29 protein-coding genes and 1 pseudogene are annotated in these 25,738 nt (G+C 66.7%); 25 read left to right on the top strand and 5 right to left on the bottom strand.

The features are described from left to right. The 9 genes from QMG61_RS02005 to QMG61_RS01965 all read left to right on the top strand — a co-directional run bounded on the left by QMG61_RS02005 (position 1) and on the right by QMG61_RS01965 (position 8,621). Complete coding sequence (locus tag QMG61_RS02005) at positions 1–495, top strand: (2Fe-2S)-binding protein (protein WP_283492667.1); 495 nt, start codon at positions 1–3, stop codon at positions 493–495. Then, complete coding sequence (locus QMG61_RS02000) at positions 492–2,885, top strand: aerobic carbon-monoxide dehydrogenase large subunit (protein WP_283492666.1); 2,394 nt, start codon at positions 492–494, stop codon at positions 2,883–2,885. Before QMG61_RS02005 ends, QMG61_RS02000 begins: the two co-directional genes overlap by 4 nt. Positions 2,886–2,907: 22 nt before the next feature. Beyond that, a complete protein-coding gene (locus QMG61_RS01995; RefSeq protein ID WP_283492665.1) occupies positions 2,908–3,804 on the top strand; it encodes an XdhC family protein in 897 nt (298 codons plus the stop codon). After that, complete coding sequence (locus QMG61_RS01990) at positions 3,788–4,729, top strand: AAA family ATPase (protein ID WP_283492664.1); 942 nt, start codon at positions 3,788–3,790, stop codon at positions 4,727–4,729. The genes QMG61_RS01995 and QMG61_RS01990 overlap by 17 nt, the downstream gene beginning before the upstream one ends. Then, entirely contained in the window at positions 4,722–5,942 is a 1,221-nt protein-coding gene (locus QMG61_RS01985) for a vWA domain-containing protein (RefSeq protein ID WP_283492663.1), read from the top strand. Before QMG61_RS01990 ends, QMG61_RS01985 begins: the two co-directional genes overlap by 8 nt. Before the next feature lie 39 nt (positions 5,943–5,981). After that, positions 5,982–6,689 carry an SRPBCC domain-containing protein gene (locus QMG61_RS01980; protein WP_283492662.1) on the top strand — a complete coding sequence of 236 codons (708 nt, stop codon included), beginning with the start codon at positions 5,982–5,984 and terminating at the stop codon, positions 6,687–6,689. An 18-nt stretch (positions 6,690–6,707) separates the two neighbouring features. Next, positions 6,708–7,856 (top strand): XdhC family protein, encoded by a 1,149-nt coding sequence (locus QMG61_RS01975; RefSeq protein WP_283492661.1) that lies wholly within the window; start codon positions 6,708–6,710, stop codon positions 7,854–7,856. 88 nt (positions 7,857–7,944) lie between these two features. Continuing rightward, positions 7,945–8,241, top strand: a complete 297-nt coding sequence (locus QMG61_RS01970; RefSeq protein WP_283492660.1) for a putative quinol monooxygenase — start codon at positions 7,945–7,947, stop codon at positions 8,239–8,241. A gap of 89 nt (positions 8,242–8,330) precedes the next feature. Next, a complete protein-coding gene (locus tag QMG61_RS01965) occupies positions 8,331–8,621 on the top strand; it encodes a hypothetical protein (protein ID WP_283492659.1) in 291 nt (96 codons plus the stop codon). A gap of 24 nt (positions 8,622–8,645) precedes the next feature. Here QMG61_RS01965 and QMG61_RS01960 read toward each other — a convergent pair whose 3' ends face one another. After that, positions 8,646–9,134: a MarR family winged helix-turn-helix transcriptional regulator gene (locus QMG61_RS01960; protein ID WP_283492658.1), complete on the bottom strand. Its 489-nt coding sequence runs from the start codon at positions 9,132–9,134 to the stop codon at positions 8,646–8,648. Positions 9,135–9,178: 44 nt separating this feature from the next. On the opposite strand from QMG61_RS01960, the gene QMG61_RS01955 reads away from it, so the two are divergent. The 7 genes from QMG61_RS01955 to QMG61_RS01925 all read left to right on the top strand — a co-directional run bounded on the left by QMG61_RS01955 (position 9,179) and on the right by QMG61_RS01925 (position 14,590). Then, entirely contained in the window at positions 9,179–10,123 is a 945-nt protein-coding gene (locus tag QMG61_RS01955) for an EamA family transporter (protein WP_283492657.1), read from the top strand. Positions 10,124–10,141: 18 nt separating this feature from the next. Then, on the top strand, positions 10,142–10,888 hold the full coding sequence (locus tag QMG61_RS01950; RefSeq protein WP_283492656.1) for an ABC transporter ATP-binding protein: 747 nt from the start codon (positions 10,142–10,144) through the stop codon (positions 10,886–10,888). Beyond that, positions 10,885–11,667 carry an ABC transporter permease gene (locus tag QMG61_RS01945; protein WP_283492655.1) on the top strand — a complete coding sequence of 261 codons (783 nt, stop codon included), beginning with the start codon at positions 10,885–10,887 and terminating at the stop codon, positions 11,665–11,667. Before QMG61_RS01950 ends, QMG61_RS01945 begins: the two co-directional genes overlap by 4 nt. Before the next feature lie 158 nt (positions 11,668–11,825). Beyond that, complete coding sequence (locus QMG61_RS01940) at positions 11,826–12,626, top strand: COG4705 family protein (protein WP_283492654.1); 801 nt, start codon at positions 11,826–11,828, stop codon at positions 12,624–12,626. 4 nt (positions 12,627–12,630) lie between these two features. After that, entirely contained in the window at positions 12,631–13,428 is a 798-nt protein-coding gene (locus QMG61_RS01935) for a COG4705 family protein (protein WP_283492653.1), read from the top strand. A 58-nt stretch (positions 13,429–13,486) separates the two neighbouring features. Next, positions 13,487–14,389, top strand: coding sequence for a hypothetical protein (locus tag QMG61_RS01930; RefSeq protein WP_283492652.1), 903 nt, complete (start codon positions 13,487–13,489; stop codon positions 14,387–14,389). A 39-nt stretch (positions 14,390–14,428) separates the two neighbouring features. Next, positions 14,429–14,590: an NAD(+)--rifampin ADP-ribosyltransferase gene (locus QMG61_RS01925; protein ID WP_283492651.1), complete on the top strand. Its 162-nt coding sequence runs from the start codon at positions 14,429–14,431 to the stop codon at positions 14,588–14,590. A gap of 5 nt (positions 14,591–14,595) precedes the next feature. On the opposite strand, the gene QMG61_RS01920 is transcribed toward QMG61_RS01925, so the two are convergent. Further along, entirely contained in the window at positions 14,596–15,645 is a 1,050-nt protein-coding gene (locus QMG61_RS01920) for a CNNM domain-containing protein (protein WP_283492650.1), read from the bottom strand. Then, positions 15,642–17,027, bottom strand: a complete 1,386-nt coding sequence (locus QMG61_RS01915; protein ID WP_283492649.1) for a hemolysin family protein — start codon at positions 17,025–17,027, stop codon at positions 15,642–15,644. The genes QMG61_RS01920 and QMG61_RS01915 overlap by 4 nt, the downstream gene beginning before the upstream one ends. A 495-nt stretch (positions 17,028–17,522) precedes the next feature. On the opposite strand from QMG61_RS01915, the gene QMG61_RS01910 reads away from it, so the two are divergent. The 7 genes and pseudogenes from QMG61_RS01910 to QMG61_RS01880 all read left to right on the top strand — a co-directional run. Continuing rightward, on the top strand, positions 17,523–18,020 hold the full coding sequence (locus QMG61_RS01910) for a DoxX family protein (RefSeq protein ID WP_283492648.1): 498 nt from the start codon (positions 17,523–17,525) through the stop codon (positions 18,018–18,020). Then, on the top strand, positions 18,017–18,418 hold the full coding sequence (locus tag QMG61_RS01905) for an Rv1678 family membrane protein (RefSeq protein WP_283492647.1): 402 nt from the start codon (positions 18,017–18,019) through the stop codon (positions 18,416–18,418). The genes QMG61_RS01910 and QMG61_RS01905 overlap by 4 nt, the downstream gene beginning before the upstream one ends. Then, on the top strand, positions 18,415–19,590 hold the full coding sequence (fadE16, locus tag QMG61_RS01900) for an Rv1679 family acyl-CoA dehydrogenase (RefSeq protein WP_283492646.1): 1,176 nt from the start codon (positions 18,415–18,417) through the stop codon (positions 19,588–19,590). The genes QMG61_RS01905 and fadE16 overlap by 4 nt, the downstream gene beginning before the upstream one ends. Continuing rightward, on the top strand, positions 19,587–20,399 hold the full coding sequence (locus QMG61_RS01895) for an Rv1680 family SBP-like protein (RefSeq protein ID WP_283492645.1): 813 nt from the start codon (positions 19,587–19,589) through the stop codon (positions 20,397–20,399). Before fadE16 ends, QMG61_RS01895 begins: the two co-directional genes overlap by 4 nt. A 14-nt stretch (positions 20,400–20,413) precedes the next feature. After that, complete coding sequence (locus tag QMG61_RS01890; protein ID WP_283492644.1) at positions 20,414–21,439, top strand: Rv1681 family radical SAM protein; 1,026 nt, start codon at positions 20,414–20,416, stop codon at positions 21,437–21,439. Positions 21,440–21,543: 104 nt separating this feature from the next. Beyond that, positions 21,544–22,200, top strand: a complete 657-nt coding sequence (locus QMG61_RS01885; protein ID WP_283492643.1) for a TIGR04282 family arsenosugar biosynthesis glycosyltransferase — start codon at positions 21,544–21,546, stop codon at positions 22,198–22,200. Between the two features lie 28 nt (positions 22,201–22,228). Continuing rightward, positions 22,229–22,398, top strand: a pseudogene (locus tag QMG61_RS01880) (IS256 family transposase); the annotation flags it as partial. Between the two features lie 104 nt (positions 22,399–22,502). Here the strand turns inward: QMG61_RS01880 and QMG61_RS01875 are convergent. Then, complete coding sequence (locus QMG61_RS01875) at positions 22,503–23,039, bottom strand: recombinase family protein (protein WP_283492922.1); 537 nt, start codon at positions 23,037–23,039, stop codon at positions 22,503–22,505. Between the two features lie 104 nt (positions 23,040–23,143). Between QMG61_RS01875 and QMG61_RS01870 the strand changes: the two genes are divergently transcribed. After that, a complete protein-coding gene (locus QMG61_RS01870; RefSeq protein WP_283492642.1) occupies positions 23,144–23,719 on the top strand; it encodes a helix-turn-helix domain-containing protein in 576 nt (191 codons plus the stop codon). Beyond that, positions 23,719–24,339: a DUF6036 family nucleotidyltransferase gene (locus tag QMG61_RS01865; RefSeq protein ID WP_283492641.1), complete on the top strand. Its 621-nt coding sequence runs from the start codon at positions 23,719–23,721 to the stop codon at positions 24,337–24,339. The genes QMG61_RS01870 and QMG61_RS01865 overlap by 1 nt, the downstream gene beginning before the upstream one ends. Positions 24,340–24,535: 196 nt before the next feature. Here the strand turns inward: QMG61_RS01865 and QMG61_RS01860 are convergent, their stop codons facing one another. Further along, positions 24,536–25,723, bottom strand: a complete 1,188-nt coding sequence (locus QMG61_RS01860) for an MFS transporter (protein WP_283492921.1) — start codon at positions 25,721–25,723, stop codon at positions 24,536–24,538. Positions 25,724–25,738: the final 15 nt, after the last annotated feature.

Here is a 25,738-nt window from a genome sequence, read left to right as displayed (position 1 = left end):
ATGCAGATCAGCATGACCGTCAACGGAGACGAGATCACCCGGGAAATCGAACCTCGAGTGCTGCTCGTGCACTTCATCCGCGATGACCTGAGACTGACCGGAACGCACTGGGGCTGCGACACCTCAAACTGCGGCACTTGCGTCGTCCTGATGGACGGTGTGCCGGTGAAATCCTGCACCGTGCTCGCGGCGATGGCCGACGGCCGCGCCATCACCACCGTCGAGGGGCTGGCGTCCGGGACGACCCTCGACCCGGTGCAGCAGGGGTTCATGGAGGAGCACGGCCTGCAGTGCGGATTCTGCACCCCGGGCATGATGCTCACGGCGCGGGCGCTGCTCGACCAGAACCCGCATCCGGACGACACCGAGATTCGCGAGGCAATCTCCGGGCAGATCTGTCGCTGCACCGGCTACGCCACAATTGTCCGCTCAGTGAAATGGGCCGCCGACCACCCCGCAGTCGAAGAAATCGCTGGAGAAGAGGTCCCGGCATGACCATCACCGAGGTTCACGCCCCCAACCCCGCCGCCGGCGACGCCGACCGCCCGATCGGCTACGGCCGCATCCAGCGCAAGGAAGACCCGCGCTTCGTGCGCGGGAAGGGGCACTACGTCGACGACATCGTGCTGCCGGGGATGCTGCACGGCGCCATCCTGCGATCCCCCGTCGCGCACGCCCGCCTGGTGTCCATCGACACCAGCCGGGCGCTGGCGCACCCCGGCGTCGTGGCCGTCATCACGGGCCAGGATCTCCTCGGGCTCAAGCTCGCCTGGGCGCCGACGCTGTCCGCCGATGTGCAGGCCGTGCTCGTCACCGACAAGGTGCGTTTCCAGGGTCAGGAGGTCGCCTTCGTCATCGCCGAGGACCGCTATGCCGCCCGCGACGCCTTGGAGCTCATCGACGTCGACTACGACGTGCTCACCCCCGTGATCGACGCCAGACATGCCCTTGACCCAGGCGCGCCGGTCATCCGGGACGAGATCGAGGGCCGCACCGACAACCACATCTTTGACTGGGAGGCCGGCAACGCCGCCGAGACCGACGCGGTCTTCGCCTCCGCCGACGTCATTGTCAAACAGGAGATCGTCTACCCTCGGTCGCACCCGGCGCCGATGGAAACCTGCGGGGCGGTCGCCGACTTCGAACCGATCGAGGGCGCACTCACCCTCTACGAGACCAGCCAGGCCCCGCACGCACACCGCACCCTCTTCGCGATCGTGTCGGGAATTCCCGAGCACAAGATCCGGATCGTGTCCCCCGACATCGGCGGCGGTTTCGGCAACAAGGTCGGCATCTACCCCGGCTACATCCTCGCCGTTGTCGGCTCGATCGTGACGGGACGCCCGGTCAAATGGGTGGAGGACCGTTCGGAAAACCTCATGTCGACCTCGTTCGCTCGCGACTACATCATGCAGGGTGAGATCGCGGCGACGAAGGAGGGCAAGATCCTCGCCCTCCGCACGAATGTGCTCGCCGACCACGGTGCGTTCAACGCGACGGCCCAGCCGACGAAGTATCCGGCGGGGTTCTTCCATATCTTCACCGGCAGCTACGACCTCGAGGCCGCGCACTGCAAGGTGACCGGCGTGTACACGAACAAGGCACCCGGCGGGGTGGCCTACGCCTGCTCCTTCCGGGTCACCGAGGCCGTCCTCCTCGTCGAGCGAATGGTCGACATCCTCGCCCGCAAGCTCGAGATGGACCCGGCGGAACTCCGGCTGAAGAACCTGATCAAGCCGGAGCAGTTCCCCTATAAGAACAAGACGGGCTGGGAATACGACTCGGGCAACTACGAGCGGGCACTGAGGCTGTCGATGGAGATGGCCGGCTACGACGAGCTGCGCCGTGAGCAGAAGGAGAAGCGAGCCCGAGGCGAACTGATGGGAATCGGCATCTCATTCTTCACCGAGACCGTGGGAGCCGGCCCGCGCAAGCACATGGACATCGTCGGCCTTGGCATGGCCGACGGGGCGGAGTTGCGGATCCATCCGACGGGAAAGGCCGTCGTGCGGATCTCCGTGCAGAGCCAGGGCCAGGGCCACGAGACCACCTTCGCCCAGATCGTGGCCGAGGAGATCGGCATCCCGCCGGAGGACATCGATGTGGTGCACGGCGACACCGACCAGACTCCGTTCGGCCTGGGCACCTACGGCAGCCGGTCGACGCCGGTCAGTGGCGCCGCCGTGGCCCTCGTGGCCCGCAAGGTGCGTGAGAAGGCGAAGTTCATCGCCGCCGCCATGCTCGAAACCAGGCCGGAGGACCTCGAGTGGGAGAAGGGTCGCTGGTTCGTCAAGGGCGACCCGAGTGTCGGCAAGACCATGGCGGAGATCGCCATGGGCGCTCACGGCACCGTCACGCTGCCGGAGGGCATCGACGGCAACCTGGACGCCGAGGTGACCTACGACCCGCCCAACCTCACCTTCCCCTTCGGCGCCTACATCTGCGTCGTCGACATCGACCCGGGCACGGGCCACGTGAAGGTTCGCCGGTTCATCGCCGTCGACGATTGCGGCACTCGGATCAACCCGATGATCATCGAGGGCCAGGTGCATGGCGGCCTGACCGACGGCGTCGGGATGGCGCTGATGCAGTTCATCGAGTTCGACGAGTCCGGAAACAACCTGGGCGGATCGTTCATGGACTACCTCATCCCCACTGCCATGGAGGTTCCGAACTGGGAGACGGGGTTCACCGTGACTCCGTCGCCGCACCACCCGATCGGCGCGAAGGGCGTCGGCGAGTCGGCGACGGTGGGTTCACCTCCCGCGATCCTCAATGCCGTGGTCGATGCGCTCGCCCCCCTCGGGGTCACGCACATGGACATGCCGTGCACCCCCGCCAGGGTGTGGGCGGCCATGCAGGGCCGCGCGACACCGCCGATCTGACATGCCGGCGAGAAGCGAGGCATTGGAACGGCGGGCTCAGGAACTCGCCGGGCGACGCGAGGCGTTCGTGCGGGCCACGGTGGTGCGCGCCCAGCGACCCACGAGCGCCCACGCGGGTGACACCGCCCTCCTCCACGCAGACGGGCACCTCGACGGCTTCGTCGGCGGCGCCTGCGTGGAGGCGTCGGTGCGCGAGTACGGACTGAGGGCCCTGTCCACTCGTGAGCCGCTCCTCCTCCGTGTCATCGCGGGCGAACCGTCGCACAGCACGGAGGACGGTGCGGTCGAGGTATCGAACCCGTGCCTGAGCGGCGGGGCGGTGGAAATATTCCTCGAGCCGTCGGTGCCCGCGCCGCGCGTGGTGGTGGTCGGCACGACTCCCGTCGCCCAGGCGCTCGCCACGCTGGGCGCTGCGCTCGGGCTCGAGCTGGAACTCACGGACGGGACCGATGCGGCACCGGGGCGGGATGATGCGGCCCTGATCGTGGCCTCCCACGGGCACGGGGAGGAGCCGGCCCTCGAGGCCGCGCTCCGCGCCGGGGTCCCGTATGTCGCCCTGGTCGCGAGCCGGGTGCGCGGCGCCGCGGTCGTCGCGTCCCTCAACGTCGACGAGGATCAACGATCCCGGGTGTTCAGCCCGGCCGGACTTGATCTCGGCGGGAAGACGCCCGCCGAGGTCGCCCTGTCGATCCTGGCCCAGCTGGTCGCAGAACGAGCGAGGCTGCGAGCCCCAGGCGCCCCGGCATCCGGCGCCTCGGCTCAGGCGGCGACCGCCATCGACCCGGTCTGCGGGATGAGCGTGGCCGCCGTCGACGCGACGGCGCACGTGGCGCACGACGGCGCCACGATCTACTTCTGTTCGACCGGCTGCCGCGCCGCCTTCCTCGCCGATCCGGAGCGTTATGTCGGCCAGCCCTGACCGGACGGGCGCCGCCCGCGCCGGGGCCGAGAGCGAGGTGAAGGCGCTGGTGCCCGACGTCGATTCCCTGCTGCACAGCCTCGACGGGGTCGACTACCTGGCCGACCCCGGGCTGGCCACGGCCCTGTTTCTGGCCGTGCGGATGCCGCAACCGATCCTGCTCGAAGGTGAACCGGGCGTCGGCAAGACCGAGGCGGCGAAGGCACTCGCCCGCGTGCTCGACACTCCGCTGTTCCGGCTGCAGTGCTACGAGGGCATCGACGCGGGCGAGGCGCTCTACGAATGGAACTACCCACGGCAGCTTCTCGGGATCCGCCTGGCCGAGGCGCGCAATGTGACCCTGGCCGAGACGGAGTTGTTCGGACCGGAGTATCTGCTGCGCCGGCCGTTGCTGGCGGCCATCGAGCATCCGGGGCCACGGCCGGCCGTTTTATTGCTGGACGAGATCGACCGCGCCGACGCGGAGTTCGAGGCGTTCACCTTCGAGCTGCTCGCGGAGGCCGCCGTGACCATCCCGGAGCTGGGCACCGTGCGGGCGACCCACCCGCCCATCGTCATTCTCACGTCCAATCGCACCCGGGATCTGCACGACGCGCTCACCCGGCGCTGCCTGTACCACTGGATCGACTATCCGGCGCCGGAGCGCATCGCGGAGATCGTGCGGCGCCGGGTTCCAAGCAGTGCGCAGCCGCTCGCCCTGCAGGCGGCCACCGCGATCACCGCCCTGCGTTCCCTCGACCTGGCCAAGCCGCCCGGGATCGCCGAGGCCATCGACTGGGTGTCGGCACTGGCCGTGCTCGGCGTGGACCGGCTGGGCGCGGCCAGCATCGACCATACCTGGGGGTCCATCCTGAAGAACCGGGACGACCTCGAGCTGGCCCGCTCGCGGGGCACCGCGTGGCTGATCGGTGCCGACCATGACTGAGAACCAGGGCGTGCAAGACGCACCCCAGGTGGAGGCCGCGGCCCTCGCGGCCGGCTTCAGCACCGCCCTGCGTCTGGCCGGACTGCCGGTGTCGCTCGACCGGGCCGCCCGGTTGGCCGAGGCGCTCCGGCTCGTTCCACCGCTGTCCCTCGGCCCGCTGTACTGGACCAGCAGGGTCGTACTGGTCAATTCCCCTGAGCAGCTTCCGGTGTTCGAGAGAGTGTTCATGGCCGTTTTCGGCGGGCTCCTCGACCCCGCCGATGGCCGGGGCGACAGCACGGCGCCGCCATCGATCGGCTCGGAACCACGGTCCCGCCCGACGCCGGCCGACCAGAGACCGCTGGGCAGCGACGTTCCCGAACGAGCCGCGCAGCCGCCCGCCGCGGTGCCAGGCGGAGACTCCAGCGGCACGGATGGCCCGGAGCGAGAGGCGTTGCTGATGATGGCCTCAACCGATGAGCGACTGCACGACACCTCATTTGCGGACCTGACCGCCGAGGAGGTCGCCCGGATGCGTCACCTCGTTCGCCGGATCGCCCTCTCGACGCCGACCCGGCTCAGCCGCCGAACCCGGGCCTCGGCGAGGAGTACCGCCCGGCTGGACCTCCGCCGCACCGTGCGTGCCGCGGGCCACACGGGCGGTGACCCCGTCAGGCTCGTGTACGCCCGGCGGCGCCCCCGGCTGCGCCGGCTGGTGCTGCTCTGCGACGTGTCCGGATCGATGGAGCCGTACACCCGGGTCTTCCTGTCCCTGCTCCAGGGCGCCGTCTCGGGCGCCCAGGCAGAGGCGTTCGTGTTCTCGACGAGGTTGACCCGGTTGACCCGGCAGCTCGCCCTGCGGGATCCGGATCGGGCCCTGGCGGAGGCGGCGGCGGGTGCCGAGGACTGGGCCGGCGGCACACGCCTGGCCGGCAGCATCCGACGATTCATCGACGATCACGGGCGCCGCGGGCTTGCCCGTGGCGCGGTCATCGTGCTGATCTCGGATGGCTGGGCCCAGGACGACCCGGCCGAGGTCGACGTCCAGATGGCCAGGCTCCGCCGGTTGGCCTTTCGGATCGTCTGGGTCAACCCGCGCAAGGTGGCCCCCGACTACCAGCCACTCGCGGGCGGCATGGCCGCCGTCCTGCCCTATATCGACGCCTTCGTCAGCGGCCACAGCTACACGGCCCTGGCGGAAGTGGCGGAGGCGATCCGCGCCGACCGTGTTTAATCACCTGATTCAATCACCTGCGAACAGAGGGACAAGCTCATGCAACTCGACAGCACATTCACCGTCGTGGCACCCATCGACACCGTGTGGGACACCCTGATGGACTTCGAACGCGTCGCCGGCTGCGTCCCCGGCGCCGAGGTACTCAACAAGCTCTCCGAGGACGCCTATCAGGTGGGCATGAAAGTGAAACTGGGGCCGGTGTCGATGCAGTACAAAGGAATGATGAACGTGATCGAGCGGGACGCCGCCGCGCACCGAGCCGTCTTCCAGGGCCGCGCGCAGGAGGCACGGGGCCAGGGCACCGCCCAGGGCACGGCGACGCTGTCCCTCGTCGAGGCCGACGGCGCCACCACCGGCACCGTCAGCGCCGAGGTGGACCTGTCCGGTAAAGTCGCTGCCATGGGGAAGAGCATCATCGGCAGCGTGACGGACCAGATGATGGCGCTCTTCGCGGACAACCTGCAGGCCATGGTCACGGCCGCCGAGCCAACTGCAGTGGCTCCTGTCCAGCACGAGTCTGCCGCACCGGCCCAGACTGGATCGCCGGCGACACCTCCGACGGCCCGTCCAGTGCCCCACCAGGCCCCGCGCCCGGCCGCCACGAGCCTGAACGCCCTCACCCTCGCCAAGGGGATGCTGGCCGACCAGCTCAGCCACCCGGGGAAACTGATCGGCCTCCTCGCCGGTGTGGCTTTCCTCGCCTACCGGGTCGGTCGGGCGGCCGGGCGCCGGTCCCCCCAATGACACGAATCCCCGGCGACCATGCGTGACATCATCGGCGCCCTGATGCCGGGCTGGCGGAACGGGGAGACCGCCGGCCTCGCGACGGTTGTGCGCACCTTCAAGTCCGCCCCGCGCCCGGCCGGGGCGTCGATGCTCGTCGCCCCGGACGGGGCCGTCACCGGTTCGGTCTCCGGTGGATGTGTGGAAGGCGCGGTCTACGACGTTGCCACCCAGGTCGCCGCAGACGGACGGCCCGTCCTGGTCCGTTACGGCATCAGCGACGACGACGCATTCTCGGTCGGGTTGACCTGCGGAGGCATCCTCGACGTGTTTGTCGAGCCGGTCTCGCAACAGACCTTCGCCCAATTGGACGACGTCAGGGCCGACATCGACGCCTCCCGACCGGTCGCGGTCGCGACGGTGATCGAGCATCCGGATGCCGCCATGATCGGACGTCACCTCGTGATCAGGCCGCACGGGTTCGAGGGCGACCTCGGGTCGGAACGGGCGAACCGGGCCGTCAGCGATGATGCCCAGGGGCTGCTGGCCGCCGGCCGCAACACGACCCTGACCTATGGCCCCGACGGCGAACGCCGAGGTGAGGGGATGCGGGTGTTCGTCAACAGCCAGGCGCCCCGACCACGGATGTTCGTGTTCGGCGCCATCGACTTCGCCGCCGCCCTGACGCGCCTGGCCGCGTTCCTCGGTTACCGGGTCACCGTCTGTGACGCGCGGGAGGTGTTCGCGACGCCCGCCCGGTTTCCGGATGCCGACGAGGTGATCGTCGCCTGGCCGCACCGTTACCTCGCCGAGCAGTTCGCGGCGGGCCTGGTGGACTCGCGCTCGGTCATCTGCGTTCTCACCCATGATCCCAAGTTCGATGTGCCCCTGCTCGAACTCGCCCTGCGCGCCCCTGCGGTGGCATACATCGGGGCCATGGGGTCTCGGCGCACGCACACCGACCGCCTCGCCAGGCTGCGGGAGGCCGGGCTCGTCGATGCCGAACTGGAGCGGCTGCACAGCCCGATCGGGCTCGACCTCGGTTCGCGCACCCCCGAGGAGACAGCCGTGTCGATCGCGGCCGAGATCATCGCCGTGCGGTGGGGCGGAACCGGTGAACCGCTCGGCAACCTCGGCGACCGCATCCACCACGACGAACTCGACGAATCCGCCGAGCGCGCACGCTAGGCCCCCTTGCCGAGGTACCGACACCTTCCTAGACTCGGGGCATAACCGGCCGTCGGCCGATTCGAAGGCGAGAAGCGAGGAGACCGCGATGGCACTCAAGTTCGGAGTATTGGCTATCGTCGAAGCGAAGCCGGGCAAGGATCAGGATGTGTGGGACTTCCTCAACGGCGGCAGGGACATCGTGCTCGCCGAGCCGGAGACCCGCACCTGGTACGCATTCCGGGTGGACGACGTCACCTTCGGGATCTTCGACACGTTCGAGACCGAAGAGGGCAGGCAGGCGCACCTGAATGGAGCCATCCCGGCCGCGCTGGCCGAGCACGGACCAACCCTGCTGGCGAAGGACCCTGACATCAAGCTCGTCGAGATCATCGCCGTGAAATGATGCGGCCGGGCGCCCGGTCGTGACCCCGTGGACGAGAGCGCCGCTCTCATCTCCTATCCGCGCGGACTGATGCGGGTTACTCTGGCGGCATGAACGAGACGGGTTCCTCTGGGCACGGCGTCGGTGAACGATACGTGCACTTCATCGAATGGCTGGACACCAAGCTGGTGCGCGCGATGGGGCCGGCGCCCGTCGGGCCGTACAACCAGGTCGTCAAGCGAGTCGGCGAGGCGGTCTGTCCCGTCTGCGACCGACCGATGAGCGAGCACACCATCGACCATTCCACCCCGAACGCCGTCCTCCATTGCCCGGGCGGGCACAAACCAGAGCCGAAGGATGGCCCCGTCAACGAATTCGGCATGGCCAAACCGCAGGACTGAGGCGTGCCTCACACCGCGCCCGGGTCATGACTCGTCGGCGCCGGTGATCCGCTGCAGAAGCGACACGAGTTGAGCCTGCTCCGCGGCGCTGAGCGGCGCAATCAGGGCACGCTCCGTTTCGAGGTGGTCGGGCAGTGCCCGCTCGACAATGTCCCGGCCGGCATCGGTCAGCACGACAAGCGTGCCGCGCCCATCGTGGGGATTCGCCTCTCGCCTGACCAGGTCGCGGACTTCGAGCTTGTTCAACCGCTGCGCCACCGCGCTCGTCGAAATCATGGCCTCCCGGGCCAGGTCCACCGGTGCGAGGCGGTAGGGCGCCCCGCTGCGCAGAAGCGTCGCCAACACGTCGAAGGATGACGCGTCCAGGCCGTGGGTGGTAAACGTGCCGGCCAGACGCGACTCGACCAGGAGCGCCGTGCGACTCAACCGCCCAATGACCGCCATGGGTGAGACATCGAGCTCTGGCTTTTCGGCGTGCCACTGCGAAAGGATACGGTCCACACGGTCCTGCATGCGTCCAGACTATCAATTGCTAAGCACTTAGGTATACTTGCTAAGTGCTTAGCAAGCGTACCTCCCTTGTGGTGACCACGACGTTGGCCCCGATGCTGTGGGGAACCACCTACCTGACGACGACACTGTTCCTGCCGGAGGATCGGCCGCTGCTGGCGGCAACCCTGCGCGCGCTTCCGGCAGGGATCCTGCTCCTGCTGTTCTGCCGTCGGCTGCCTCACGGTCACTGGTGGTGGAAGTCCTGGGTCCTCGGCATCCTCAACATCGGCGCGTTCTTCGCGTTGCTCTTCGTCGCCGCCTACCGACTTCCCGGCGGAGTCGCCGCCATCGCCGGGGGCATTCTGCCGCTCGTCGTCGCTTTGCTCGCCAGCCGAGTTCTCCATGAGCGACTGACCACACGAGTCGTGATCGCCGGCACCGCGGGCGTGTTCGGCGTGTCGCTGATCGTACTCCAGTCCCAGGCCCGCCTCGACCCCATCGGCATCCTGGCCGCGGTCGGCGGCACTGTGTCCATGGCATCCGGAATCGTTCTGTCCAAGAAATGGGGGCAGTCGGCCCCGCCGCTCACCACAACGGCCTGGCAGCTCACGACCGGAGGGCTCTCCCTCCTGGCCGTCATGCTCCTGGTCGAGGGGCTTCCGGCGACACCGTTGACGCCTCCGAACCTGCTCGGGCTCGCGTATCTCTCCCTCGTCGGCACCGCGTTCGCCTACGTTGTCTGGTTTCGAGGGATCGCCAGGCTCCCCGCGAGCACCCCGCCTTTCCTCGGTCTGCTCAGCCCCATCGTGGCCATAGTGCTGGGCTGGCTGATCGCCGGCGAAGGGCTCGCCGCACTGCAGATCGTCGGAATCGTGATCGTGCTGGCTTCGATTGTTGCCGCCGTCACCCGCCGGACTGAGGCGCGAGGTGACCCCGACAGTACGGATGCCGCGGAATCCGTCGAATCCGACCATTCCCGGCCGCCCCTGGGGCACGCCCTCCACCGGTGATTGTGCCACACTCGGGAAATGAACCGTCCAGCGGGCATCACCGCAGAACGCATCTCGAAAAAGCTCGGCGCCACCGTCGTTCTGCGCGACGTGTCACTCAAGGTGGGTCCGTCCGAAATTCATGCTCTGGTCGGGCTCAACGGCGCCGGAAAGACCACCCTGCTGCGTACCCTGCTCGGGATGCTCACCCCTGACAGCGGCCACGCCAGGCTCTGCGGATCCGACGTGGAGACAATGGCAGCGAGCGACTGGTCTCGGGTCGGGCAGATGCTGGAGACGCCGTTCGCGTACCCGGAGTTGACGGCCCGCGAGAACATCTATGCCTCGGCCCGACTACACGGTCTCGCCCCGGGACCGGCCAGGGACGAGGCCGCGCAGGCCCTGGCCGCACTCGGGATCGTCGCCTACGCGGACCGTCGGGCTCGCGTCCTGTCGACCGGCAACCGGCAGCGGGTCGGACTAGCGGCCGCCCTGGTGCACGCACCGAGCGTCATCGTGCTCGACGAGCCGTCGAATGCGCTGGATCCGCAAGGAATCATCGTGCTCCGGCGCCTTCTGCAGGAGGCCGCTCACGAGCGCGGCGCGGCCGTCCTCGTCTCGAGTCACCACCTCGACGAGGTCGCGCGAGTGGCAGACACGATCACCGTGCTGCACCGTGGAACCATCATCGGCACCCTGCGGCCCGGCACGACGGACCTGGAACGACGCTTCTTCGATCTCGTGCTTGAGGCCGATTCCCTCCTGCCTGGGGAGGACCCGGAATGACGGCACGATGGGCGGCCATGGAGCTCGAAGCCCTCAAGTTCAGGCGGGCTCCGACGGTTCGGGTCGTGTCGGCCCTCCTGGCGGTCGGGCTGCCCGTGCTCGCGGCGGCACTGATGAGCGCCGCGACCTCCGGCGGCCCCGGCCAGCTTGCGGTCAAGGCCCGAGCCATGGTCATCGGAACCGGGTGGGAGGGCTACCTCGGCGTAGTCGGCATGATGCTCTCCGTCTCGGTGTTGCTCGGAGTCGGCTTTGTGGTCTGCTGGTGTTTCGGCCGTGAGTTCACCGACAAGACCCTCGCCTCGCTCTACGCTCTGCCCCTCGGCCGGGCAAGGATCGCCTACGCGAAGTTTGCAGTGACCCTGGCCTGGGCCGGGGCACTCTGCGTGGTCATCATGTTCGTGTCGCTCGTCGCCGGTGTGGCGATCGGACTCGGCATCCCTGACGGTGCGGCCCTGGCCATGGCCACCCGGGCATTCAGCGTCGGGATCCTCTGCGCACTCCTGGCCAGCCCCCTCGCCCTCGTGGCCAGCATGGGGCGCGGGTACCTTCCCGGGATAGGCGGCCTGATCCTGCTCATCGTTGTCACCCAGCTGGTGACAGCATTCGGTGGCGGCGCATGGTTCCCCTACGCCGCGCCGGGACTCTGGATGGGTCTGGGCGGACGAGCGGCGAGTCAAGAGGTCAGCGCGCTACAGCTCGTCCTGGCATTCCCCGTCTCCGCTTTCGGAGTCGTGGCTACCGGACAATGGTGGAAGTCAGCCGAGCTGGACAGAGCCTGAACCGAGCCCCGGGGGCCTGTCGATCCGGCCGGTCCCAAAGCCTGTGAAAGCTCTCGTTTTCCGCGGTGATCGCAGGGCCTGTTTGCCAGCCTTGTCGCCCTAGCGTTGCTTCCCTCGCCCCTTTCGGTGGCACCGACCGATACGACCTGAGGATGTCTATGACCACGAGCACGGCGGAAATCGTTCAGACCCGCAGCATTCCCACCAGCAAGGTACCCGAGCCGACGCTCGTCTTCTGGATCATCAAGATTCTCGCCACCACGGTCGGGGAGACGTTCGCCGATTTCCTCGCCACCAGCCTGAACCTCGGGTTGACGAACACGACATACGTGATGGGTGCCCTCCTCGCCGTCATTCTGGTCGTCCAGTTCCGGTCCATGCGGCACGCGCCGAGCATCTACTGGCTCGCCGTCGTGCTGATCAGCATTTTCGGAACCCTGATCACCGACAACCTCACCGACAACTTCGGTGTGCCCCTCGTGACCACCACGGTCGTCTTCGCCGCCGCGCTGCTGGCAACGTTCATCGGCTGGTACGTCAGAGAGAAGACGCTCTCCATCCACACCATCACCACCACGCGCCGGGAGGCGTTCTACTGGTTGACGATCCTCTTCACCTTCGCCCTCGGCACCGCCGCCGGTGACCTCATCGCGGAAGGCCTCAACCTCGGCTACCTTCTGTCGACCGTTCTCTTCGCCGCCGCCATCGCGCTCGTCGCCACCGCGCACTTCGTCGCGCGGCGGGGCGCCGTGTTGGCGTTCTGGGCCGCCTACGTCCTGACCCGCCCACTGGGAGCGTCCCTGGGGGACTATCTCTCCCAGCCGCGTCACGATGGCGGCCTGGAGATCGGAACCGTTGGCACGAGCGTCGTCTTCCTCACCGCGATCCTCGCGCTGGTCGTCTACCTGACGATCCAGAAGCGCCGGGTCGAGCTTTCCTCGGCAGGCCCGACCAGGTAGCGGGATGGTCACGAGCGCGGCGTTGAAAGCGCTGACCGGCCGAGGCACGCAGCGCGTCCCAGAAATCACGGTCTTCTTCTGGCTCATCAAGGGTCTGTCAACCGCGATGGGAGAGTCGACAAGTGACTTCATGGTGAACGCCATGCCCCCGATCATTGCCGTGCTCGTGGGACTCGCCGGCTTCGCGACCGCGATGGTGTTCCAGTTCAGGATGCGCCGGTACGTGCCCTGGGCCTACTGGCTGGCCGTGGTGATGGTCGGGGTCTTCGGCACGATGGTGGCCGATGTGCTCCACGCCGGGTTCGATGTGCCGTACTGGCTCTCCGCTGCCCTCTTCGCAGGAACACTGGCAACAATCTTTTTGCTCTGGAAGCGCGTCGAGGGGACCCTGTCGATCCACTCGATCGACAGTTCGCGTCGCGAGGTGTATTACTGGCTGGCCGTCGTGGCCACCTTTGCGCTCGGCACCGCGGTCGGTGACTTGACCGCCATGACCGTGAGCCTGGGCTATTTCGTGTCCGCTCTGCTCTTCGCACTCGTTATTGCGATCCCGGCCATCGGGTTCGCCCGGTTCCGGTGGAACCCGGTGTTCGCGTTCTGGTTCGCCTACGTTGCCACCCGCCCACTCGGTGCCTCCCTCGCGGACTGGCTCGGCAAGCCGGTCTCCGGTGGCGGAATCGGGGTCGGCAGCGGTTTGGTCGCCCTGACCCTCACCGTGATGATTGCGGGCTTGGTCGCCTACCTGTCGATAAGCCGACGGGACACCGCGCGCCTAACCTGGTCGGGCACAGCCCGTTCATGATATTCTGCGCGCAGCATTCAGTCTCAGCCGTCACTGTGCACGGGAAGAAGGCACCATCATGCCGGCAGATAGCGCGGAATACACCGGATCCGGAGCCGAGATGGATTCCGGCGGTCCATCGGGGGCATTGGGCCTGACGAACCACCCCGCGCTGAACGAGGCGCACGCGGACCTCGAGCGACATCTGTTCGACAATTCCGAAGCCCGTGAAGCAGTGCTGGAGTACCGGAATGCTGCATTCGGCCAGTATTTTCACGACCGGCCGATCTTCACGCTCGCCTGGCCGCCGAGCCTGTACATTCCCTCCGAGGCGAACCCGGCCACGTACTGGTTCTCCACTCCCCCGGCCGACCACCTCTTCCGGTATCGCTGGACCGACCCCGCACCGTCAGTCAGCACGGCATCCGAGAAGTCCGGACGCCTCTTCAGCTGGACGAACGTTTCGGGGCTGAATCCGAGCTATACCGGCGTCGCGGGAGTCGGCGTGCGATTCGCTCCGACACCGTCGTTGTCGACCGTGAAAATCAGCGCCGATGTCGACCTGGTCGCTGAGAGCCGGTGGTGGTACCTCGTCGGCCCGTCCGCCGGCTACGCAAACTTCTCCTATCGCGGAACGGTCTATCTGTCGGTCTGGGAGATCAGCCCCGTGACCGGACTCTGGGAGCTGCAGCGGCCGTTCGCGTCTCGGGTGCTCTTCCAGCATCGGGAAAGTGGCCAGGGCGGGACCGCGATTCAGAGCCATCATCACGCATTCGATGACCTGTCGGTCAGGCTTCAACTCCAGCGAGGGCACGCCTACGGTATTGGGGTTTCGTTCGAAGTGGAGGTCGGCTACGAGTGTCACGACCGGAACGGTCGGCCGTATCAGAAGCAACCCGGCGACGACATCAGACTCTGGGCGTCGATGCTGGGAAGCGTGTCAAGCATCAGCGTCTCGACCGAGACGGTGTGGATCCCGTAGGCGTCCGATGAGAATCCTTGCGAAGTCCACGAGTCGGGAGTGCTTCTCCACAGGACGAAAGCGGGAAATCCGACCAGGTCGTACCGCACACGAGAGCCGGTGAGGGTCGTCGGGGAACTCGTCGATTGGGTCGGTCAATCGCCTGACCAGCTGAAGGCGATGAGGGACGGCCTCGCCGACCTGAAGCGCCGGGGCCTCTGACCGCTTCAGGTCTGGGCGGTGACGCTGGTTGTTCGCTGCTCCGGGTCGGGGAGCACCCGTCGCAAAACGTCGGACAGCGTCACGACACCGACGAATCGTTCGCCCTCCATGACCACCGCGAACTGCACGCTCGCCTCACGCAAAAGAGCGAGGGCCTCGTGTACCGGGGTTCCGGCAGCGATTACGAAGGCGGTGCGAGCCACCTCGCGAGCCGGCCGCTCCGCCGATTCGAGGAGCGTGTCGCGCACATGCACGACGCCGGGCAGCGAGCCCGTCAGCTCCGGCCCGGCCGCCACGAGAATTCGCATGTGGCCTGATCGCGCCGCCGCGGTCTGCACCTCAGCAACGCTCGCCCCGGCCGAGACCGCGGTCGGTTCCCTGTTCGAGGCGATGAGCTGCTCCACGTGCATGGTCTCAAGTTCGATCACGCTTGAGATCTGGGAACGGAACGACGACCCCAGCGATCCCACGTTGGCGGAGTGCTCCACGAGGTGTCGAATCGTCTCGGCGTTGAGCCCGCCGATGGCGGCACTCTCGACCGGCTCTACCCCGGTCGACGCGACGAGGCGATTCGCGATGCTGTTCACCCACCTCAGCAGGGGCCGGAACAGCCAGACGAACGCCCGCGAGGGAATCCCGATGAGAATAGCCGAGCGCTCAGGGTGCGAGATGGCCCACGACTTCGGTGCCATCTCGCCGACCACGAGGTGCAAGAACGTGACCAGCAGGAGTGACAGTCCAAAGGCCGCGCCGTCGGCAACCCAGGCGAGCATGCCCCACGACTCGAATATCGGACCGAGCCATCGGTCGACAGCGGGCTTGGTCACGGCTCCGAGCGCGAACGTGGCTGCGGTGATGCCGAGCTGCGCGCCCGCGAGCATCAGAGTGAGTTCGTTCACGCCGCGCAGGGCTGCCCGCGCCGACCGGCTCGTCGCTGCCGACTCTTCGAGACGGTGCCGCCTCGCTCCCAGCAAGGCGAACTCGATGACCACAAAGAACGCACTGGCGGCGATGAGGAGTGCGGTCACGACAATGATGGCCCAGGGATCACTCATCGCTCGAGCTCCCTGTCGGTCTCGGGCGCGGCGGCGATCTCGACCAGGCTCACGCGAACCTCACTCGGCACGTGGCGATCGACCTCGAGGATATCGACATCGAGCCTGCGTCGAATCGGTTCATCGAACACCAGATCGGCGGGGTCGACGGGGAGAGCGATGCTCACTCTCTCGCCCACACTCGGCAACGCACCGCTCTCGGCTATGAGGAGGCCCGCTACGGTCTCGAAGTCACCGCGCGGCAGATCGTGACCGATGGCACGCTCGGCCTCATCGACGTGAACATCGCCGCTCATCAGCCAGATGTCGTCGCCATCAGGCTCCAGAACAGAGGTTGCGCCGTCGTCGTGCTCGTCGGTGATCTCACCGACGAGTTCCTCGGCGAGGTCTTCGATGGTCAGTACGCCCGCGAAACCACCGTACTCGTCGATCACACACGCGAGTTCGTTGCGGGTGCGAGTGAGTTGAGCCAGAGCATCCGGCAGCCTCATCAGCGTCGGCACGACCGTCGGCGGCCTCATGATCTGCGTCACCGGCGCGTTATCCTCGACCGCGCCGCCGAGCAGATCAGCGAGTTGCGCGACGCCCACGGGCTCACCACGGGCATCGATGACCGGATACCTGGTGTGGGCCTTCGCCATGAGAATGCGTAACTCGCCCACCGTCGTCTCAGGCCGCACCGTATCGACGTGTGCACGCGGAATCATCGCGTGTTCGACGTCGCGGTGCGGAAAGTCGAGGATGCGGTCGAGCAAGTACGACAGTTCGTCGGGCAGGTCACCGCTCTCCCGGGAGTCAGAGACGATGCGCTCGAGGTCTTCGGCGGTGGCGCTCGTGTCGACGTCGTGCACCGGCTCGATGCGCAGCGCGCGCAGCAGCAGATTGGCGGCGTGGTCGAACACGGTGATGAGCCAGCCGAAGGCGGTCAAATAGATCGTCGTCGACCGAGCGAGGCCCTTGGCCAGAGGTTCCGGGTTGGCGATGGCGTAGTTCTTCGGGAACAGCTCGCCGAAGATCATCTGCACGATCGTTGAAGCCACGAGCGCGAGCAGTGTTCCGACCGTGATGCTCACCGCGGAAGGAATCCCGACTCCCCCGAGCAGAACTCCGAGAGACTGACCGACGAGCGGTTCCGCGACGAAACCGACGAGCAGACCCGTCACGGTGATGCCGAGCTGCGCGCCCGAGAGCATGAACGAGGTGCGGCGCGTAACGGTCAGTGCGCGCGCCGCCGATTTGTCGCCCGAATCGGCCTGTGCGGAGAGCTTTCGGCGGTCTACCGACATGTAGGCGAATTCCTGGGCGACGAAGTATCCGTTCGCGGCGATGATCACAAGAATCACCAGAATGCCCAGGAACACTGTGAACACTTCGCCGATCATCGGCTGCCCGCTGACTGCGTTTCGCGATCACAACAATGGTCGGGGTCGGAAAATGACCCGGCAGAACTGGTCGTGTGGTCCACGTGGGTGACAGTGCCTCCGTTGAATATGCTTGGTCGAGAATCCTACAGCGCCCGTCTCGGAGCACACCGCCGATCGCGGCCAACTCACGGCCAACCCGAGCCGATTCCCACGATTCTGCGTCCTGGTGTGTCCCCGGTTACGGAACCTCAGTGGTCCTCACCAGGAGGTGAGGACCACCGCCCTGAGCGTCCCCTTCAGCTACACAGGGCGTTATCTCCCCGAGCCGTCCGGCTACACCGGGACCGATCCGGCCACAGGAGTATCCCCTCGACCGGAGACTGTGCGGCCCGGCGAAGTGTCAGGATCTCGTAATGCATTGACCATTGTGCTCGAGGCTGAACGTGGCTTGAATGGTCTGGTCGAGAGGACCACATGGCCGGATCGGTTAGTCCACTGGTTGATGCACAGGGTGTGACCCGCGCGTCCGCGGTCATGATCGCTGTGCTCCGGTGCGGCGTCGCGCTCATGTGGATACAGAATGTCGCGTGGAAGGTCCCCCCGGACTTCGGCCGGGTGAACAACGACGGCCTGTATTTTTGGGCGAACAAGGCGGTCGAATTCCCGGTTTTCGCCCCCTATTCGGCGTTCGTCGATGGGGTCGTTCTGCCGAATATCGAGATCTTCGGATGGTTCACGCTTCTTGTCGAGGGCGGACTGGGCGCCTTTCTACTCATCGGTCTCGCCACTCGGTTCTGGGCCGTCGTCGGCCTGGGCCAGACAGTGGCGATCACCCTCTCGGTACTATTCGCGCCACACGAGTGGCAGTGGTCGTACTACCTGATGGCGCTCGCGCACCTCGCGATCTTCGCGACGGCCGCGGGGCGTAGTTACGGAGTCGATGGGGTACTGCGCGAGACCTGGTCGGCGTCATCATGTCAGCTGTCACAGCTCATGGTGAGGCTCTCGTGACAGGCGCAGCCGGCAGATCGAGTGAGCGCGACCGCTCGGCGATACTGATCGGGGCCGCCGCGATCGCGTTTGCCGGTTTCGTGTTCGGCGCCCTGCTCCCCACGGAGTTTCGGTTCGTGAACATCGGGCCGGTCGGTGCAGCCCTCCTCGTGGCCGCCGGCGTTCTCTCGATCTTCAGCGGCATCGTCCGGCGACGGCTGCTACGGACACTCGCCGGAGCCCTTCTCATCGGTGCCGCTTTCACCCAGCTCGTGGGTCTCGCTCTCTCGATCCGGCCCCTCGGCGGTGATGCCTCGGCCATGGCGGTCGTCGGCGGCCTCGGCATCGGGCTCCTCACCCTCGCGCTCTCCCCGACTCCCCCAGCCCAGCCGCACGAACCGACGAAAGGCAGACCGTGACCGACGCTGTCGAACTACTGGATCCCGTATTGGAGATCGCCCGTGAGCATGCCCACGACGTGGATAAGGCTGGACGATTTCCCGAGGAAGCGGTCGCCGCGCTGCGTTCATCGGGACTGCTCGGGCTGACTCTTCCGACGGAGGTCGGCGGGCTGGGCCAGGGACCACGGGAGCTTGTGCGAGTGGCCAGTGCGCTCGCCGGCGCCTGCGGATCGACCGCGATGATTTACCTGATGCACGTGAGTGCCGCGATGCCGGTGGCCGCCGCGCCGCCCGAAGGGATGCCTGGGCTGCTCGGCGATCTCGCGAGTGGCCGCTCGCTCGCCTCACTGGCGTTCTCCGAAGCGGGTTCGCGTTCACACTTCTGGGCGCCGGTTTCGCGAGCGACCACGATAGCAGCGGGAATCCGGGTCTCCGCGAAGAAGAGCTGGGTCACGTCGGCTGGTCATGCTGACGTCTACGTCATCTCCACGGGCACGCCGGATGCAGAGACCGTCGACCTCTTCGCTATCCCCGCCGGATCGACCGGCCTCACGATCGATCGCCCCTGGAGCGGGATGGGATTCCGTGGAAACTCCTCGAGCCCGATGACCGTCGAGGTAGACACGACCGAGGAATTTCGTCTGGGCGCCGCGGGTGGCGGGTTCGACCTGATGATGGGCCACGTGCTGCCGTGGTTTAACTTGGGCAACTCAGCCGTGTCGATCGGCCTCAGCCGTGCGGCAGCCGATGCCGCGGTGCGCCACACGATGGGTGCGAGGCTCGAGCACCTCGATCAGAGCCTGTCGTCATTGCCGACCATCCGGGCGCAACTCGCGAAAATGTCGATCGATCTGGCCAACGCGAGCGCATATCTCGACGCGGCCGCGGGAAAAGTCGCCGATCCCGAAGACGACACCCCTCTCTTTGTACTCGGCAGCAAAGCATCGTCAAACGAAGCCGCACTGCGCGTCACGGACATCGCCATGCGCGTGTGCGGTGGAGCTGCGTTCTCCGAGCACCTGCAGATCGACCGCTACTTCCGCGACGCACGAGCGGGACACGTGATGGCCCCGACATCCGACGTGCTCTACGAGTTCTACGGTCGGGCGATCACCGGCAGACCCCTCTTCGATGCGCCGAAGCCCGCCACCGTGGCCAGGCAGACCGAGACGGCCGGGGCCGTGGCATGACCGAGCCAATGGTCATCGGCGCTGTCGCTTACTCGCCCAACGTCGTGCCGATCTGGGAAGGAATGCGGGACTACTTCGCCGAGACCTCGACACCGATCGATTTCCTGCTGTTCTCCAACTACGGCAGACAGGTTGATGCTCTCATCTCCGGCTCGCTCGACCTCGCCTGGAACACCAATCTTGCCTGGGTGCGCACCGTCGCCCAAACCGAGGGTGCCTGCCGTGCACTCGCGTCGCGCGACACGGATCTCATTTTCACGACCGTGTTCGTCGCCCGAGCGGGGAGCGGATTCACATCGCTCGAGAGCCTTCGGGGGCGCCGCCTCGTTCTTGGATCGCGCGATTCGGCTCAGGCTGCGATCCTCCCGGTTCACTTCCTGCACGAGGCCGGCCTGAGTGAGGAGGACGTGAATCTCACCCGCATCGACAGTGACGTGGGAAAACACGGCGACACCGGGCGGAGTGAGCTGGACGCTCTGCGCGCAGTGCTCGACGATCGAGCGGATGCCGCCGCGATCGGCATCAACACGTGGCAGGCGATCGGACGTGGCGAGTTGCTGCCTGGCGCGTTCGAATCGTTCTGGACCTCGCCCGAGTACAGCCACTGCAACTTCACCGCGATGCCGTCGCTCGCGAACGACCGCGCGGATCCATGGGTCGCGAATCTGCGCGCGATGGACTGGGAGAATCCGCAGCATCGGCCGATCATGGAGATGGAGGGCCTACAAGCCTGGGTGCCACCGAGGCTAGAGGGCTACTCGTCCCTCGTCGCAGCCGTCAGCGAGCAAGGAATTGCCGCGCGATGGTGACCTCGAGAACACCCGTGAGCCCGTCGGTAGCCGAACCCTCGGCGATGGGCGTCGTACTCGACCTCATCGAATGTATCGGGCGAGTGCCGACCGGCGGAACAGCAACCGTTGGACTCGTCCCGGCGCACCGACTAGCATCACTTGACCTTGTCGCGGCGTGGTGCGCCTCGAGCGGCAACGAGATCGTGTCGGTCGAGGGATTGACGGTGACCGTTCTGCACGGGCGTTCCCCCGACCCGCTCGCGGGGCTCGACCCCGCCCAACTACCCGGTTCGCGGGTGTGGGTCTACACGAACTTCGATTGCAACCTCGCGTGCGACTACTGCTGCGTTCGCTCATCGCCGAAGGCGGAACGGCGAGCGATCGGAGCCGAGCGGCTCCAGCAGATCGCGAGCGAGGCTGCCGCCGCGGGCGTCGGTGAACTCATCCTCACTGGAGGCGAACCGTTCCTCTTGAACGACCTCGATGCTCTCGTGAACTCCTGCACCCACGAACTCCCGACCACGCTACTCACAAACGGAATGTTGTTCCGCGCCGCACGACTCGAGCGCCTGCGCCGAATGGATCGCTCCCGGCTCACTCTCCAGATAAGCGTCGACTCCGCCACTCCGGAAATCCACGACAGTCACCGCGGAACCGGGTCATGGGCCAAGGCCGTCGACGGCATCCGGATCGCACACGACGAGGGGTTCCGCGTGAAGGTCGCGGCCACCCTCCCCGCCGACCAGATTCACGAGCTCGACCCGTTCCACGCGTTCCTCGACACCCTCGGAATCTCGCGTGAGGATCAGGTCATTCGCGCGCTTGCGCACCGCGGTGTCGCCGACTCCGGCATCGAGCTCACGGTCGACTCGCTCATCCCCGAGGTGACGATCACCGCCGACGGTGTGTACTGGCATCCGGTCGCGGCCGATCACGACGACCAGTTCGTGACGCGCGATATCTTCCCCCTCGCCGACGCGATCGCAGAGATCACCCGCCGGTTCGTCGCACACCGCCGCGCCGCTGAGCGCGCCGCAGAGTGGTTCCCCTGTGCCTAGCCTCACTCGTTCGACGGCCGGGCGCGGGCGTGAACGCCAGTGACGCCCGAGGTGTTCCTTAGCGCGGCCGACGACGAGGGCCTGCGCATTCGCGAGGCGCGGAAATGACCGCGATTGTTGTCATGGCGAAGGCGTGCCTGCCCGGGAAGGTCAAGACCCGGCTGTACCCGGCGCTCTCCTACGAACAGGCGGCAGAGCTCGCCGCCGCGAGTCTTGACGACACCCTCGCCGCCGCGCTGGCCCTCCCGGCGACCCGCCGTATCCTCGCCTTCGACGGCGTCGAGCCCCCCGTCACGGCGGCGGCATTCGAGATCGCGCCTCAGGTGTCCGGTGGACTCGACGAACGCCTGGCCGCCATCTTCGACTCCCTCACGGAGCCGGCACTCCTCGTCGGCATGGACACCCCACAGCTGAGCGCGACCCTGCTTGGTCCGGTCTTCACCGACTGGGACAACACGACGGATGCCTGGTTCGGCCCAGCGCACGACGGCGGATTCTGGGCACTCGCCCTCGGCCTGCCCCGCCCGGGACGCTCCCGGGGCGACCTGATCCGCGGTGTCCCCATGTCCGTCGCCCACACCGGCGCAAGCCAGCTCGCCAGGCTACGAAACGACGGACTGCGCGTGCGTCAACTCCCGATGCTCACCGATGTGGATACGATCGCCGACGCGGATCTTGTCGCCCTCGTCGCCCCTCACAGCCGGTTCGCGGCCACCCTCCTGGCGATGCGGCCCGCCGGGCCCACGGTGACCGGGCCGTGAGGGAGACACCGTCCAGGCCGCGGAAGCGATCACGGAGCTCCGCGATAGCGGTGCCCTGGAGGGCCTGTTCGCCAAGATCGACGCCGGCGATATCCAGCTCACCGGGGAGGGCGGCTTCGTGCCGGGCCTGATCAAAGCGGCCCTCGAGCGGGGTTACAGGCCGAGCTGACCGAGCACCTCGGCTATGACGAGTGCGACCGCTCGCCTCCGGAACTCGACACGGAATGGTCGTGGCATGAAAGAAGCCTCTCAGGAAAGGCCCAATCCTCAGAGTGTTGCGGGTAACCAGACCATGGGGCACGTCAGGCGACATTGAACAGCTCAGCAAGCTCGGCAGTTGTGTGAGTACCAGCGTTGTAGACCTCCATCAAGTGCTTCTGCTGCGCCACGGAGAGCTTCGGTGGCTTGCCGCGCAACCGGCCCTTCGCTTTCGCCACCTGCATGCCCTCTTTCGTTCGAGAGCGGATGAGATCTGACTCGAATTCCGCGACCATGGCGAGGACGTTGAAAAGGAGCCGGCCGACTGGGTCATTCGGGTCGTGCACGGAGCCGCCGATGCTGAGCTTCACTCCCTTGGCGGTCAGCTCATCGACGATGTCTTTCGCATCGCGGAGCGACCTGGCCAGACGATCGAGTTTGGCCACCACGAGTGTGTCCCCGCTCCTGCAGGCAGCAAGCGCTTCTCGTAGTCCCGGCCTCGCACGGTTGGTTCCTGTCAATCCATGATCGGTGTAGATCAGGTTCGATCTAACGCCCAGTCGTTCCAAGGCGTTTTGTTGGGCGGTGAGGTCTTGCTCATTTGTGGATACGCGCGCGTACCCGATCAGTAGTTCAATCATGACGGCACAATTCACCTCGACCTGCAGGGCCATCAACATCCTCCAGCCCTTCATTGGATCGGGACTGGTATGCTTTTACTACTTAGTAAAAGGTGGTGATTGAAATGACAGCAGGTGTTCTTGCTCGTTCCGCCAGGGCTGCGAGCGGACTCACGCAAAGCCAGCTCGCACTTCGCTCAGGGATCGCCGGCTCGTCGCTCTCCCTGATTGAACACGGCAAGCGCGAACCGACAGTCGCCACACTCGAGGCACTGTTGCGAGCGACCCGCCACACGATTGTGACAGTCCCGACGGTACGCAGCGATGCAGCCCGCATCGCATCCGAGATCGGCGAAGCAATCACCAGATCAGATGAAGTCTCGGCATTCCGGCGATTCCTCCAACTCGCCGACAACCTCGCTTCAGAACGCGGAGCCACACGAGTCGGCCTCGCGTTGAGCGAGCCGTCCCCCACCGGGTCCGAACGATGGGACGCCGCGATCGCCGCTCTTTGCGAATACCGGCTCAAGGCAGAAGCCCTGCCCGTTCCGGATTGGGTCACGAGGCAAGTAGGACACCACGACAGCCCGTGGGCACCGCGCACAAGCGACTACGAGATCCCGGCAGACCCGGCGCGAGTCCCCGTCGAGTTCCTCCGGCGCGGCATCCTGATTGAAGCCGAAACCCTGGAAAGCATTTAATGCCAGGAGATCAACTCAACCGCGATGACCTCATCCGCGGCATCAACGCGGTCATCACCAAGCTCCGCGCCGCCGGCCAGCCTGCAGGCATCCGAATAGTTGGAGGCGCTGCACTCGCTCTCCGGTACTTCGACCGCCGAACAACCGCAGATGTCGATGCTCACCTGCAGCCAGAGCAACCAATCCTGAAGGCCGCAGTTGAAGTCGCCGACGAGAACGGCTGGCCACAGGACTGGCTCAACAGCAACGCCACGATGTTTCTACCGTCCTATGGGGCTGACCCTGGCTGGGAGGTCCTCTACGCGAACGAGGACATCACAGTGGAAGTTGCCTCGCCCCGGGCGCTGCTAGCCATGAAGCTCAACGCATCGCGCCCGGGACGCGACGTGCAGGACATCGCCAACCTGCTCGCAATCTGCGATGTTCGTGAACTCAATGCGGCCGAGGAATTGCTGAATGACTTCTTCCCGGGAGACGGGCTCCCCGACAAAGCACTGCGCCTCCTCGAACCCATCTTCAAACAGGGAATCCCCGCAGTCCCAGCATCGCCGCCCCCTCCCTTCCTGGGTACGCGCGCCTCACACCGAGCACCTCAACAACAGTCCGGCCCCGCAGAATAGGGAAGCTCCGCGGTTCCCAAATGGTACCCAGCTGCCCAACGCCGGCTCGAAACCATAACGGCGGATTCTGCGCCCCATGAGCGTCCGCTCACTGCACCACCTAAGGCCGGCCCAGTTCATGGGGAGCGGAATCGATTTCGGCCACGTGATAATCACCTGAGCACGATCGTCACGCTCGTGCTCAGGTGATACCTACTCAGGGGTGGTCGTCTCCGCGCATGCGCACGGCAACGACGAGCCCGGATGCCGCGGTCAACGCCGCAACCGCGGCCACCGCGGTCGGGATGCCGAAGGCGTCGGCGAGCAGCCCGGAGAGCAGGGCGCCGACGGCGAAGCCGCCGTCGCGCCACAGCCGGTAGGCGCCCACCGAGCGGGCTCGCCATTCGGGGTGCGCGACGTCGCTGATCGCGGCGAGCAACGTCGGGTAGACCATGGCGGTGCCGGCGCCGAGCAGCATGGCGGCGGCCAGCCAGATCCCGAAGCTGTTCCCGGCAGCGACCATGCCCAGGGCGACGGCCTGCACGAGCATGCCACCGACGATCAGCCATTTACGGCCGATCCGGTCGGAGAGGCCGCCGGTGATCAGCTGGCCGGCTCCCCAGACGGCCGGGTAGACTGCGGCCAGGATGCCGATGCGTTCGATGCTGAGCCCGGCGGCAGCGAACAGGATGGGGAACAGGCCCCAGGCCAGGCCGTCGTTGAGGTTGTTGACCATCCCGGCCTGGCTGATCGAGGACAGCGACTTGTCCCGGAAACTGGTGAGGGTGAACACTTGCCGGTCACTGAGGGAGCCGGCGTGCGCGTGCACGGACACATGGTTGGCCGCTTCGACCTTCGCGTGGTGGCGAGTTTCGCGCACGAAGAGCACGGACAGTCCGAGGCCGAGGGCGATGAAGGCGGCGCCGAGCAGGAACGGGCCGGGGCGCAGCCCGTATTCGGCGGCGATGTAGCCCGTGGCCAGGGCCGTGGCCGCGACGCCCAGGTAGCCGGCCGACTCGTTGAAGCCCATGGCGAGGCCCCGCTGCTTCGGGCCGACGAGGTCCATTTTCATGACCACGGTGGTGGACCAGGTCAGCCCCTGGCTGATCCCGAGAATCACGTTGGCGGCGACGATCCAGCCCCAGCTCGGGCCCACGATCAGCAGCAGCGGTACGGGTATGGCGATCAGCCAGCCCGCGATCAGCACGGGTTTGCGGCCGTAGCGGTCGGAGAGGGTGCCGGCGAAGTAGTTGGTGCCGGCCTTGGCGAGGCCGAACGCGAGGATGAAGGTCAGCGCGCCGGTGTACCGGTCGAGGTGGAAGACCTCGTTCGCCAACAGCGGCAAGACCGTGCGCTCCTGGCCGAGGGTGCCGCCGACCAGTGCATTGATCGCCACGAGCAGCATGAACTGGGCAAGGTT

This window comes from Cryobacterium sp. PH31-AA6 (genome assembly GCF_030063195.1).
Lineage (GTDB): Bacteria > Actinomycetota > Actinomycetes > Actinomycetales > Microbacteriaceae > Cryobacterium.
The sequence above is the reverse complement of the archived record's forward strand: the minus strand, read 5'-3'. Positions and strand labels throughout refer to the sequence as shown.